Source organism: Streptomyces sp. MP131-18 (genome assembly GCF_001984575.1).
GTDB classification, from domain to species: domain Bacteria; phylum Actinomycetota; class Actinomycetes; order Streptomycetales; family Streptomycetaceae; genus Streptomyces; species Streptomyces johnsoniae.
Genome location: NZ_LZNS01000001.1, coordinates 1,376,238 through 1,389,395, shown reverse-complemented (window position 1 = coordinate 1,389,395; position 13,158 = coordinate 1,376,238). Strand labels below are relative to the sequence as shown.

Annotated in this window: 10 protein-coding genes; all 10 read right to left on the bottom strand. The window is 74.0% G+C overall.

Annotation, left to right across the window (positions count from 1 at the left end; all coding sequences use genetic code 11):
- Nucleotides 1-78 precede the first annotated feature (78 nt).
- Complete coding sequence (locus STBA_RS06045; protein WP_077058253.1) at nt 79-1,332, bottom strand: ABC transporter permease; 1,254 nt, start codon at nt 1,330-1,332, stop codon at nt 79-81.
- Nucleotides 1,325-2,119 (bottom strand): ATP-binding cassette domain-containing protein, encoded by a 795-nt coding sequence (locus STBA_RS06040; RefSeq protein ID WP_077058252.1) that lies wholly within the window; start codon nt 2,117-2,119, stop codon nt 1,325-1,327. The genes STBA_RS06045 and STBA_RS06040 overlap by 8 nt, the downstream gene beginning before the upstream one ends.
- Before the next feature lie 16 nt (nt 2,120-2,135).
- Complete coding sequence (locus tag STBA_RS06035; protein ID WP_077058251.1) at nt 2,136-3,200, bottom strand: substrate-binding domain-containing protein; 1,065 nt, start codon at nt 3,198-3,200, stop codon at nt 2,136-2,138.
- On the bottom strand, nt 3,146-3,829 hold the full coding sequence (locus STBA_RS06030; RefSeq protein WP_077058250.1) for a histidine phosphatase family protein: 684 nt from the start codon (nt 3,827-3,829) through the stop codon (nt 3,146-3,148). The genes STBA_RS06035 and STBA_RS06030 overlap by 55 nt, the downstream gene beginning before the upstream one ends.
- Nucleotides 3,826-4,872, bottom strand: coding sequence for a 2-hydroxyacid dehydrogenase (locus STBA_RS06025; RefSeq protein ID WP_253194560.1), 1,047 nt, complete (start codon nt 4,870-4,872; stop codon nt 3,826-3,828). The genes STBA_RS06030 and STBA_RS06025 overlap by 4 nt, the downstream gene beginning before the upstream one ends.
- Before the next feature lie 18 nt (nt 4,873-4,890).
- A complete protein-coding gene (locus STBA_RS06020) occupies nt 4,891-6,366 on the bottom strand; it encodes an FGGY family carbohydrate kinase (RefSeq protein WP_077058249.1) in 1,476 nt (491 codons plus the stop codon).
- Nucleotides 6,359-7,849, bottom strand: a complete 1,491-nt coding sequence (locus STBA_RS06015) for an FGGY-family carbohydrate kinase (protein ID WP_253194559.1) — start codon at nt 7,847-7,849, stop codon at nt 6,359-6,361. The genes STBA_RS06020 and STBA_RS06015 overlap by 8 nt, the downstream gene beginning before the upstream one ends.
- A 176-nt stretch (nt 7,850-8,025) precedes the next feature.
- A complete protein-coding gene (locus tag STBA_RS06010; protein ID WP_216355913.1) occupies nt 8,026-8,847 on the bottom strand; it encodes a DeoR/GlpR family DNA-binding transcription regulator in 822 nt (273 codons plus the stop codon).
- 291 nt (nt 8,848-9,138) lie between these two features.
- The gene (locus STBA_RS06005) at nt 9,139-10,680 is read right to left on the bottom strand and encodes a serine/threonine-protein kinase (RefSeq protein ID WP_077058248.1); all 1,542 of its coding nucleotides are present in this window, start codon (nt 10,678-10,680) and stop codon (nt 9,139-9,141) included.
- Between the two features lie 223 nt (nt 10,681-10,903).
- A partial coding sequence (locus STBA_RS06000) for a S8 family serine peptidase (protein WP_079252357.1) occupies nt 10,904-13,158 on the bottom strand: 2,255 nt, incomplete at its 5' end.

The window sequence follows — 13,158 nt, the reverse complement described above, 5'->3', positions numbered from 1 at the left end:
ACCGCTCGGCCCGGCCCGCCGGCCCCGGCCCGCCGTGGTGCACGGGGGCCGGGGCTGCGGACCGCCGGGGGAGCGGCGTCAGGCGCGGCCGTGGGAGGCCCGCGACCTGCGGGCCGCGGAGTCCAGGGCCACGGCCAGGGCGAGGACCAGACCGGTCACGATGAACCGGAAGGACGAGTCCAGGTCGAGCAGCGTGAGGCCGCTGGAGATGGACTGGATCACGAGGATGCCGAGCAGGGCGGCGAACGCGCTGCCCCGGCCGCCGAAGAGGCTGGTGCCGCCGATGACGGCGGCGGCGATGGCGTTCAGGTTGACGTCCCCCGCGCCGCTCGCCTGGTTGGCGGCGGCCAGCCGGGCCGCGGCGAGCATCCCGCCGAGCGCGGCCAGCGAGGAGCACAGGACGAAGGCGCCCGTGTAGATGCGCCTGACGTTGATGCCCGCGCGGCGTGCCGCCTCGGCGTTGCCGCCGACCGCGAACACCGAACGGCCCCAGCCGGTGCGCGTCAGCGCGTAGTTGAGGGCCAGCACCAGGCCGACGAAGCAGACGAACATCCAGCCGATGCCCCGGGCCCGGTTCAGGTACCAGACCGCGAATCCGAGGGCGGCCAGCAGGCCGGCGCTGCGCACCACGAGCAGCCGGGTCGACCGGGCCGAAAGGCCCGCGGCGCGGCGCTTCCTGGCCAGCGTGTAGCCGGTGGCGAACAGCCAGCCGGCGGCGAGCACCACCAGCACGTAGGACAGCCAGGCCGGCACGAACGCGAGTTGCGCGAAGTGCACCAGGTCCGAGTCGTACGGCAGGTTGACAGCGCCGGTGTCGCCGAGCAGCCACAGCTGCACCCCGAGGAAGCTGAGCAGCCCGGCCAGCGTCGCCACGAAGCTGGGGACGCCCAGGCGCGTGACCATCTGTGCGTAGATCCAGCCGATGGCGGCCCCGGCCCCGATCGCCGCGGCCATGGCCGCCGGCAGCGGCCAGCCGGCCTCGACGAACGTGACGGCGGTCAGCGCCGCCGACAGGCCGCTGACCGAGCCGACCGAGAGGTCGATCTGGCCCACGAGCAGCACGCACACCACGCCCAGCGCGATGACGCCGACGGACACGCTTTCCATCAGCAGGTTCACCAGGTTGGTACTGGAGAGGAAGACCGGGTTCAGCGCCTGGAAGACCGTCCAGATGACGAGGAGGCCGACGATGATCGGCAGCGCGCCCAGATCGCCGGAGCGAATCCGCTCCAGGATTCCGGTCAGTGCCGAACGCAGGCCGGCGCCGCGGCGCAGCCGTTCGTCGAGCAGGTCGAGCGGGGCGGCCGGTTCCGCGAGCGGGCGCTCACTCATCGCCACGGTTCTCCCCTCGGTGCGGGCGGTGCGGGTGGTGCGGCAGTGCGTCCGCGCCGACGATCGCCGCGATGATGTCCTGCGAGGACACCTCCGCGGCCTTGAAGACGCCGTTGTTGCGGCCCAGGCGCAGCACGGCGACCTCGTCGGCCACGGCGCGCACTTCCTCCATGCTGTGGCTGATCATGATGACGCCGAGGCCGCGGTCGCGGAGCCGTTCGATCAGGTGCAGCACCTCGGCGGTCTGGGCGACGCCGAGCGCCGCGGTCGGCTCGTCCAGGATGATGACGGCCGGGTCGCCGAGCAGGGAGCGGGCGATGGCCACGGTCTGCCGCTGACCGCCGGACAGCGAGGCCACCGGGATGCGTACGGACGGGATCTTCGCGGACAGTTGCCGCAGCAGCTCCCACGACCTCAGCTCCATCGTGACCTCGTCCAGCCGCCCGCGGCGCAACTCGCGTCCCAGGAAGAGGTTTTCGACGACGTCGAGGTTTTCGCACAGCGCGAGGTCCTGGAAGACGGTCGCGATGCCGAGCGCGTGCGCGTCGGCGGGACCGGAGATGGTGACCTCGCGGCCGCCGAAGACGATGGAGCCGGTGTCGGGGCGGTGCACGCCGGAGAGGATTTTCACGAGGGTGGACTTGCCCGCGCCGTTGTCGCCGACGATGGCGACCACCTGGCGGGGCGCCACGTCCAGGTGGACCCCGGTGAGCGCGGCCACCGCGCCGAAGTTCTTGCTGACGCCGCGCAGCGACAGGACAGGACCGGTCGTGGACACAGCTGTCATGGTCGTCCCTCCCTGGTCAGGACACGCCGGCTTCGGCGCAGGCTGCCGCGTACCCGTCGGTGCACACGTCCGCCACGTCGACCTGGTCGGATTCGGCGAGGACGTCCGGCAGGTTCTCCGCGGTCACCACGGTGGGCTCGAAGAGCTGCGCGGGCGTGTCGAACAGTTCGGTCTCCGCGGTGGGTTCCTCGCCGGTGACGAACTGGTAGGCCACCTCGGCCGCCGCCTCCGCCACGATCTTGATGGGCTTGGAAATCGTGTTGTACTGGTCGCCGGCCGCGATCCGCTGGGCGGCGGCCACCTCGAAGTCGTTGCCGGTCACCGGCGGCACCGGCATCCCGGCCGCCTTGAACGCGGCGATGGCGCCGCCGCCCGTGCCGTCGTTCGCCGCGACCACGCCCGCGATGTCGTCGCCGAACCTGCTGATCTGGCCGCTCACCCACTCCTGCGCATCCGCCGGCTGCCAGTCCGGGGTGTCGTACTCGGCGAGCAGTTCGTACCCGCTGTCGTCGATCGCGTTGTGGATGCCCTGTTTGATCAGCCCGGCCGCGGCGTCCGTCGGCGAGCCGTTGACCTGGAGCAGCCCGCCCTCCGCGCCGGTTTCGTCCAGGTGGTCCACGAGGGACTGCCCGATGCTCTCGCCGATCGCCTCGTTGTCGAAGGAGATGTAGTAGTCCGGCGGGGTTTCGAGGACCGGCCGGTCGTAGGCGATGATGGGAACGCCCTGGGTGCGCGCGGTGTTGACGATGGAGGCCGCCGCCGTCGAGTCGACCGGGTCGATGACGATGGCGCTGACGCCCTGGGCCAGTGCGGAGTCCGCCTGCTGCTGCTGGCGGGAGGCGTCCGCGTTCGCGTTGTTGTAGATGACCTCGCAGTCCGGGCAGAGCTCCGCCATCCTCGCCTCGAACAGCGGGTGGTCGTACAGCTCGTAGCGGGTCGAGGCGATGTCCGGCATCAGAAAGGCGATCTTGGCGTTTTCCGCGTCCCCGCCGTTCCCCGTGCCGCTGCCCTCGTCGGAGCAGGCGGTCACGGAGGAGAGGGCGAGCAGCGCGGTCGCGGCGAAGGCGAGGAGTCGTCGCACGGAACTTCCTTTCTCGACGGCGGGAAGGGACGGTTCAGCGAGAGAAGGGACACGGGTCCGCCAGGTTCCGCGGGCAGCCGGATCTCGGTGGCCGCGACATTGTCAAGACGGGGGAACACCTGCCGGTACGCGGCCAGCGGCAGGCCGAGCAGCGCGCACAGGGCCAGTCGCAGGGCCGTGCTGTGCCCGACGACCAGCACGGTCCGCCCGGCGTGCCGGGCGGAGATGCCGCGCAGCGCCGCGGCGGTGCGCGCCGCGGCGTCGCGCGGCGGCTCCGCGCCGGGAAAGGGATGCGCCACCGGGTCGGCGAGGAACCGGCGTACGAGCCCGGGGTCGGCCTCGGCCCGCGTACGGCCCTCCAGCGCGCCGAAGTCGGCCTCGCGCAGGTCGGGCACCACGTCCACCGGCACGCCCAGGGCGTCGGCCGCGGGCGTGGCGGTGCGCAGCGCGCGGCGCAGCGGCGAACTCGCCACCGCCTCGACCCGCTCGGCGAGCACGCCCTCGGCCAGCGCGTCGACCTGGCGCAGCCCGTGCGCGGTGAGGTCGGGGTCGCTGCGCGCGCCCGCGTACCGGTTGTCGCGGTGCCACTCGGTCTCCGCATGCCGCACGAGCAGGAGCCGGCCGGTCATGGGTGCGCCGCCACCGGGTTGGCGCGGTGCAGCAGCGGTTCGCCGCGCAGCCAGCGGCCCGCTTCGGCCGCGACCATGCGCGCCGCGCGCTCCGCGACGGCCCGGCTGGCGCCCGCCAGGTGCGGCGTGAGCACCACGTGGGGCGCGTCGCGCAGCGGGTGGCCGGCCGGCAGCGGCTCCACGTCGTAGACGTCCAGGCCCGCGGCGAACAGGTGCCCCGCGCGCAGCGCGGCGGCCAGCGCGGTGTAGTCGAGCAGGCCGCCGCGCGCGCAGTTGATCAGCACGGAGCCGGGCCGCATCGCGCGGATCTGGTCCGCGCCGATGAGCCCCGCGGTCTCGTCGGTGAGGCGCGCGTGGAGGGAGACCACCGTGGCGCGGGCCAGCAGTTCGTCCAGGGAGACGGCCCGCACTCCGGCCGGCAGCGCGGAACGTTCCACATACGGGTCCGTCACCAGGACCTCGGCGCCGAGCGCCACCAGCGCCGCCGCCACCCGGCCGCCGATCGCGCCCGCCCCGACCAGGCCGACCGTGCTGCCCGCGATTTCGAGACCGGTGGCCTCGTAGGCGAACAGGCCGCTGTCCCAGCGGCCGGCGAGCATCCCGGCGTGTGCCTGCGGGATGCGGCGCATCGCCGCGAGCATCAGGCCGAGCGTGTGCTCCGCGGTCGACTCGGCGTTGCGCCCGGGGGCGAACGTGACCGCGACGCCGTGCCGGGTCGCGGCGTCGAGGTCGGCGTTCACCGGGCCGCCGCGGGAGACGGCGAACAGTTCGAGCTCGGGGCAGGCGGTCAGGACCCGGCGGGTCAGCGGCGCCATCTGCGTCAGGCACACCCGGGCCCCGCGCAGGGCCTCGATGAGCTGCTCCTCGGAGCCCGACGCCTCGTCGACCTCGGCGACCCGGCCGAACGGCACGTGCGGCCAGGGCAGGTGCAGTTCGCGCACGTCCCACGGCGCGGGGCCGCTGTCCGCGTGCAGCGCGTCGGTCATGAGCCGGTTCAGCACGAAGTCGTCACCGGCGACGAGCACCCGGATCGGTTCTGGCACGGTGGTTCCCTTCCTGAGTCATCCGGCGCCGGTGGCGAACCGGGGGTCGAGCCAGCCGCGTTCGGCCAGCAGGCGGACGAACGCGTGGTAGGCGGGCGTGAGCGCGGCGGTGCGCGCCGGATCGGGTTCGAGCGTGCGCCGGACCCGCACCAGGCGCCGGGCCGCGGCGGGCACGCCGCCGGTGAGGGCCCCCGCGGCGAGCACGGCCATGCCGAGGGCGGGTTCCGGGTTGGCGGGCAGCCGCACCGGCACGCCGAGCATGTCGCAGCGGAGCTGGTTCCACCACGCGTTGCGGGCCGCGCCGCCGGTGAACGTGACGGGCCCGCCGACTTCCGAGCCCGCCCGTGCCAGCACGTGGAAGGACAGCCGTTCTATGTGCGCGACCCCGGTGCAGACCGCGGCGAACGCCGTCGCCGCGTCCGCCGCGTCATGCGGGCGGGCCAGCGGCCCGTCGCCGAGGAATCCGCGCGCCTGCGGCGCCACGAAGGGGAACCGCTCCCCGTGCCCGGCCAGCGGATAGCAGAGCGGCACGTCGCGCACCCGCGCCGCCGCGGCCGTCAGCGCGTCGAGGTCCGCACCGGGGAACAGCGCGCGGACCGCGCCCGCGCCGGTGCTCGACGCGCCGCCCGGCAGCCACAGATCGCCGTGCGGGGCGCGGTGGGAGTAGACGGCGCCGGTCGGGTCGTGGGGGAGCGAGGTGCTGACTCCCTTGAGGGTCAGGGTGGTTCCCAGCACCGCGTTCCACTCGCCGACGCCCACCGCGCCGGCGGCCAGCTGCGCCGCGCAGCCATCGGTCATGCCCGCGATCACCGGGGTGCCCGCCGGCAGCCCGGTGCGCGCCGCGGCGGTCCGGCACACGTGGCCGAGCACCGTTCCCGGGCGGACCACCTCGGGCAGCACCGCGGGGTCGACGCGCAGCCGCGCCAGCACCTCCGCGGGCCAGCGTTCCCCCAGCAGGTCGTACCCGGTCTTCAGCGCGTGGCTGGAATCGCTCGGCACCGGATGCCCGACCAGCGCGGAGGTCACCACGTCCGGCTGGTGAACGAGGCGGACGCCGCCGCCGAGCAGGCCGCGGTCGCGCCACCACAGCAGCTTCGGCAGCGCCCACGTCGGCTGCATCCGGTACCCCAGGCGCCCCCACCGCGCGGCGCCCGCGTCCTGCGCCTCGGCGGCCAGCGCCCCGGCGCGGGTGTCGTCGTACATCAGGCCGGGGGTGCGCGGGCCGCCGTCGGGGCCGGTCAGCAGCACGGTTCCCGAGGTCGCGCACACCGCGAGGGCGCCGATGGGGCGGCGGCCGAGCGCGGCCGTCAACTCGCCGAGCGCGTCCGCGGCCAGGTCCCACCAGGCGGCCGGGTCCTGTTCGTGCCGGGGCCCGTCCCGGCGGCCGCGCAGCGGGCGGGACGCGGCGGCGACGGTGCGGCCCCGGCCGTCGACCGCCAGCGCGCGGACACTCTGCGTGCCCAGGTCGACCCCCATCCACACGGGCTCAGACATGGGCGCGCCAGCCGGTCCAGCGGGTGGCGGCGAGCTCCCTGCTGGCGAGGAACTCCGCGTGCTCGCGTTCGTGGAGGTCGCGCAGCGCCGGCTCGGGATCGAAGCGCCGCCCGGGGCGGACCAGTGCCGAGGCCGCCGCGGTCAGGTCCCGGTAGTCGCCCAGCGCGGTCAGCGCGAAGAGCAGGGCGCCCTTCGCGCCGACCTCCGAGTCCTGGGTTGCGGTGGTGGGTACGCCGGTGACGTCCGCTATCAGCTGGCACCACAGGGCACTTGCCGTGCCGCCGCCGCACAGGCGCAGCTCGGCGGGGCGGCCGGGGGCCGCGTCGAGGCAGTCCCTGATGACGTGTGCCAGCCCTTCGAACACGGCGCGGGCGAGGTGTTCGCGCCCGTGGGAGAACAGCATGCCGGTGACCAGGCCGCTGGCCGCGGCGTCGAGGAACGGCGCCCGTTCGCCCGCGGGCGACAGGTAGGGCAGCACCCGCAGCCCCGCCGCGCCCGGCGGCACCGCGGCGGCCAGCGCGGACAGCTGGTCGTGGTCGCGCAGGCCGAGCAGCCCGACCGTCCAGTCGAGGACGCCGGTGCCGGCGAGAGTGGGGAAGGCGCGCATCAGCAGTCCTGGCACGCCGAAGTCGAGGGTGAGCCCCGAGGGTTCGCCGTCCGGTGCGGGCGCGTCGATCAGGACCTCGGTGCACAGCGTGGTGCCCAGCACACAGGCCGCCTGGCCGACCGCGGTGGCACCGGTGCCGAGCGCGGTGGAGACGATGTCGTACGGCGCGAGCACCACGGGCGTGCCGGGCGCGAGGCCCAGTTCGTCCGCGGCCCGCGCGGTCAGCGCCCCGACCTGGTCGGCCCCGGTGAGCAGCGGCGGCAGCAGCCCGCGGTGCGCGGTGAGCCCGTAGGCGGCGAGCAGGGCGTCGGAGTAGCCGCGGGTGCGGATGTCGAGCCAGGGGGCGGACGCCTCGGAGGCGTCGATGCCCAGCACCCCGGTCAGCCGCAGGAAGAGCCAGCTGCCGCAGGTCAGTACGGCGTGCGCGGCGGCCAGCGCGTCCGGCTCCTCCGCGGCGAGCACCCGCAGGATCGCGTTCGGCAGCCCGGCGTTGGTCAGCGAGGCGTTGTCGCGGAAGGCGCGTTCGAGGACGCCGTCGGAACGCCACGCGCGGACGATGCCGGCCGCGCGGGCGTCGTTCCACAGCACGGCGGGCCGCACCGGCCGGTGGTCCCGGTCCACGAGCCAGGCGCCGTCGCCCTGGGCGGTGACCGCGAGCAGCCGTACGGGCCTGGCGGCGTGGGCGATCGCCTCGCCCGCCGCGGCGACGACCGCGTCCCACACCGCGGCCATGTCCTGCTCGGCCCGGTCCCCGCGCGGGTGGCCGACCGCCGTCTCCCGCCGGAACACCGCGAGTTCACGTCCGTCGTCGCCGAACACGACCGCCTTGATCATCGTCGTGCCGGCGTCCACGCACACCGCAACGGGTTCGTTCACCGCCACCTGCCGCACCTCTTCCCCGACCGAGTCCGAAGTGAGGCGTATTACACGCAGGCTGCCGGGATTTCGCAACATTTAACATTGATCTTGGTGGCGCCGACGGGGCCGGGAACGGAAACAGCAGCTAGGAGTGTCAGGCACACGCCACGGGGGGCGCGTTCCGCAGGTGAACTTCACATGACGTCGCAGCCTCGGACGCCGTCGACCACGTCGATCCGGGCACCCCGCGCGCGCAGTTCGAGCACCGTCCTGGACGGCGTCCCCCCGTCGACGACCACCCGGTCGAGCTCCGCTATCCCCACCAGCCGGTGCGGAGCCCTGCGGTCGAACTTGGTGTGGTCGATCATCGCGACGGTGCGCGCCGCCGAGGCGACCAGCGCCCGCCGCGTGATCGTCGTATTCAGCGACTGGAGGTAACAGACCCCGTCCGCGACCGCCGTGGTCGACAGGAACAGCACGTCGGGGCTCAGCGCCGCCGCCGCGTCCGCGGTCGCGCGGCCGAGGAACGAGTCGTACGCCGCGTCGTAACGGCCGCCGAGACCCACCAGTTCGATACCGGGCTGCGCCGCGAGCGCCCGCACCACCGGGAGGAAGTGCGTGACCACCGTCAGCGGCGCGCGCTCCGGCAGCAGCCGCGCCAGCATCAGCGACGTCGTGCTGTCGTCCAGCGCGACGATCCGGCCCGGCTCGACCTCGCTCGCCAGCACTTCGCGCGCGATCGCCTGCTTCGCCTCGACCTGGGCCTGCATCCGGTGTTCGAGGTCGCCGTGGAACGTCGTGGTGGGCGCGCTGGTCGCACCCCCGCGCACCTTGTGCAGGAACCCCCGCCGCTCCAGCTCGTCCAGGTCGCGGTGCACGGTCATGATGCTCACGCCGTAGTGCCGGGCCAGCGCGTCCACCCGGACGAAACCCGCCTCGGCCACCTGCCTGCGCATCGCCACGCGGCGCAACTCCGGATTGCGCCGGGCGCCTTCGGCGGCAGTGGGATCGCTCACAGCATCCCAGGATCGCACGGGCCCGGCAGCGACGTCCGCCTGCCTGCCTGCCGGGCCGGAACGCCGCGCCGCCCCGCGTTCGATTGCTGCCCGTCCGCGGTCGAACGGCCGGGCACGGGCGGCCGGTCGGCGGTACGCGTCGGTGCGCCCGCGTCCGACGGCTCGGCCACCACCGGGAACGACCGTGAGATGCCGAAGCGTTCACCCCCGGGACCCGGGACCCGGGACCGGACGTGGCCACCGCCGCCCGCCGGCACGCCTCGGTGCGACTGCGGCCTGGTGCCGTGCCCCTCAGTCGGTGTCCAGCTCCAGCCGCTCCACGACCTCCGCGTACAGCTCCTCGCCGTACGTCTTGGCGGGACCGTCCTCACCCGGCATGAAGACCTGGACGCGCCACATCAGCGTCTCGTCCTCCAGGCCGTAGAACAGGGCCATCCGCTGCTGGCGCGGCAGCGGCCCGTCGAAATCGGATTCCTGCGTCACCACGGTCATTTCCGCGGCCTCGCGGCCCTGGAACTCCGTTTCCGAGTGGTCGCCGTCCACCTCGTCGTACGTCGACAGCTCCTGGAAATGCCCCAGCTGCGCACCCGCGGCCTGGAGGGAGCCCCGTGTCTCGTCGCGCCGCAGCCACACCTCGATGAGGTAAATGCCGTCCGGCGAGGTGAAGAGGATGTGGTCCTCGTCGTCCTCGTCGATGCTGCGTGTATAGCCCTCGGGAACGGCGATGTTCATTTGGAAAGCGGACTCCTCCCGCGTTTCCCAGACTGTCTCCTCGCCGTCGTCCCCCGAGGGGCGCAGCACCACCAGGAGCGTTGCCGCGAGCACCACGGCGAGCCCGCCGGCGACGAGCGCCACCAGCATCTTCCGGCCGACGTGCCACGGGCCGGTGGCGGCGGGCATGACGGCCGTGCGGGTGGGCGGCAGCGGCGGCGGGGTGACGACGGCGCGCAGGACGCCGCGGATCTCGGGGGCGTCGGGGCGGGCGGCCGGAGTCTTGTCGAGCAGCCGCACGATCAGCTCGCCCAGCGGGCCCGCGGCCCGCACCGGGCGCTGCGGCTCCGCGGACATCACCGCCTGGAACGTGGCGGCGGTGTTGTTCCGCCGGAACGGCGACACCCCCTCGACCGCGACGTACAGCAGTACCCCGAGCGCCCACAGGTCGGACTTCGGCCCGGGGCGCTGGCCCAGCGCCTGCTCCGGGGCCATGAACTCGGGGGAGCCGATCAGCGAACCGGTGTCGGTCAGCCCCTGCTCGCCCTCCATCTGCGCGATGCCGAAATCCGTCAGCACCACCCGGCCGTCCTTGCTGAGCAGCACGTTCGCCGGCTTCACGTCCCGGTGCGTCACGCCCACGTCGTGCGCGGCCGTCAGGCCGTCGAGCACCGCGAGCCCGATGCGGGCCGCCTCGCGCACGTCGACCGTCCCGGTCTCCAGCACGTCGGCGAGGGACTCGCCGCGCACCAGCTCCATCACCAGCCACGGCTGGTTCTCCACGACCACCACGTCGTGGAGGGTGATGACCGAGGCGTGACTGATGCGGGCCGCGGCCCGTGCCTCACGTTGCATCCGCTCGTGCAGCGTCGCGCGTTGCCGCTCGGGGACGGTGTCCGGGATTCGCGGCTCCTTCACCGCGACCTCCCGGTCCATCAACTCGTCGTGCGCGCGCCATACCGTCCCCATGCCACCGTGGCCGAGCCGATTCATCAACCGGTAGCGCCCACCCAGCAACCGGTCATCGTCGGCCGCGCGCCCACCGCTCCGGTCCATCGGCTGCGTCGGCGCCGGCAGGGAGTAGCTGGTGGTGTCGTCGGCATGAATCCCGTCACTTGGCATAGGCCCATCCTTATGGACCGGCCGAGTGCGCGACCAGTCGGGGGCCGGTTCGGATACACAGTCGTGACGGGCTCGCGGCACCCGGCGCATATGGCCCGCGTGCTGTGGGCACGGCTTTTCCGCGGCCGTCCCGATCGCCTGGTCCGGTCGCCTGTTCCCCCGGGCGAACGGGGTGCTTCGCGGGCGCGGACAGCCGTGAGGAGCCCGCGCCCGCGAAGCGCGCTCACACGGTCCGGTAGGCGTCGATGAGGGTCAGCTCGGTCGTGCCGCCGGAACGGTCTGCCACCTCGGCGCGGAACGACACCGAACCGCCCGCCGCGGGGTTGGTCACGGATATGCCGCCGTCGGTGACGGGCGTCTCCTGCCATGTGCCGCCGCCGTCGTAGGACACCTCGACGGTGAGCGACGCGAGCCCGTCCCCGGCCGCCGCGCCCTCGACGGACACCGGCACCCGCATCTCCTGCCCGGCCGGCGCGGAACTGTCCGGCGCCAGCGCCGGTGCGAAGCGTACCAGCGAGACCGGGAGCACCTGCTCCTCGCCGTCCGGCACGGAGGCGGAGGTGAAGCCGAACGTCGCGGAGATCCGCGTGCTCACCCCGGCATCAGGCCGCTCGGCCGTCGTGGTCAGCTCGTAACGGCCCTCCGCGGACGGCACGTCGAAGCCGGCCCAGCCGCGGATGAAGTCGTCCTGTGTGTGGATCACCTCGCCGTCGTAGGAGAGCGTGGCGGTGCCGTGGCCGCCGGACAGGTAAGCCTGGTGCCCCGCGCCGTCCGTCACGGTGGTGAGGCCGACGTCGAGCCGGTCGCCTGCGCGCCGAATCCCGCCACCGGGCGGCACGACCGGCGCGAAGACCCCGACCCCCAGCACGTCCGCGTAGGTCTCGCCCGCCGTGACCTCCCGTGCGTACACGCTCAACGAGCCCGCTTCGCCCGGACCGGACAGGGTCAGGGTGTAGGACCAGGTGCCACCGGTCAGGTACAGCGTCGTGTCGGCGGGCAGGTCGCGGCTGGGCCCCAAAGCGCCGCGGCGGCTGCCCGACACCTCCAGCCGCCCCGTGGCGCCCTCGGTCGGCGCGCCCTGCACGAGCCGCAGCTCGGCGAGGTCCTCGTGGGTGAAGTGCTGCTCGTGGCCGGTGAACTGGGAGCCGGCCCGCTCGATCACCGCGTGGTACTCGGCGTCCTCGCCACCGGTCCACGACGCCTGGAAACCGGCGATCAGCTCGTCCTGTGGCAGCGCGGGCCCGATGTGCTGGGTGAGTATCAAGGTGTCGGGGCCGTAGTCCTCCCAGCCCAGGTTCGTCCCGAAGGACGGCAGGGCGATGTTGGCGAAGGTGTAGAACCGCTCGGCATCGGGGTCGGGGACCGTGAGGTCGATCGGCTCGGCCGCGCGGGCGTCGAGGGGGACCGCGGTGTCCTCGGCGAGCCCGGGCAGCGACACGGTCTGCCGGTTGCTGTAACCGTCCCCGCCCATGGTGGAGATCAGCAGATAGTCGTGGTCGGCGGGCAGCCGGAGGCGCCAGGTGCCGTCGGCCGGATCGCCGGGGACCTCCAGGATTTCGCCCGTGGTGAGGTCGTACACGTTCAGCCACCAGCTCTCCGGCATCCCGCCGTCGAGCCCGATGCCTTCGAGCGTCACCTCGTGGAACTCCCGGAGCAGGTCGATGCCGCCGGCGACGCCCACGCTCTGGCCGCCACCGGTCGCGGTCACGTACATGCTGTAGCCGCCGATGGGGGCGGTCTCGTCCAGGGCGGTGCGGGCCGTGGCCTCGACCGCGGCGGTGCCGCCCGCGGGAACGGTCACCGTATCGGCGCCCAGGCGGAACATGTCCGCGGGCGCGGGCGAACCGTCCGGCCCGACGGCCTCGACGGACAGGTCGAGGGTGACGTCCTCGGTACCGAGATTGCGGTAGGTCAGCTCCCTGGTGACCGGCTCGTTGTCCGCGTGCGGCCACTCCTGCTCGCCGAAACCGACGGAGACCGGCTCGGCCACGACCGTCTGCCCGACGGCGCGGGAGACGTCGGTGCGCCCGGCCCCCTGCTGGAACGCGCCGTAGCCCGCGACGGGATCGGCCGACGCCACCAGCGCCGCCTTCAGCCGGTCGCCCGACCAGTCCGGATGCTGCTGCGCCAGCAGCGCCGCGGCCCCCGCCACATGCGGCGCCGCCATCGAGGTGCCCGACAGATTCATGTAGCCCTCGGCGACCGGCTCCTGCCCGTCCGCGAGGTAGCTGCCCTCGGCCGCCGCCGCGGCGATGTCGACGCCGGGGGCGGTCAGATCGGGCTTCACGGCCGAGTCCCCCAGGCGCGGGCCGATGGAGGAGGAGGTGGCCAGCGCGTCGTCCTCGTCGACCGAGCCGACGGTGAGCGCCGCGTCGGCGGTCCCGGGGGAACCGAGCGTGCCCGGCCGGGGCCCGTCATTCCCCGCGGAGACGACGAACAGGACGCCGGTGTCCGCGGACAGGCGGTTCACGGCCTCCT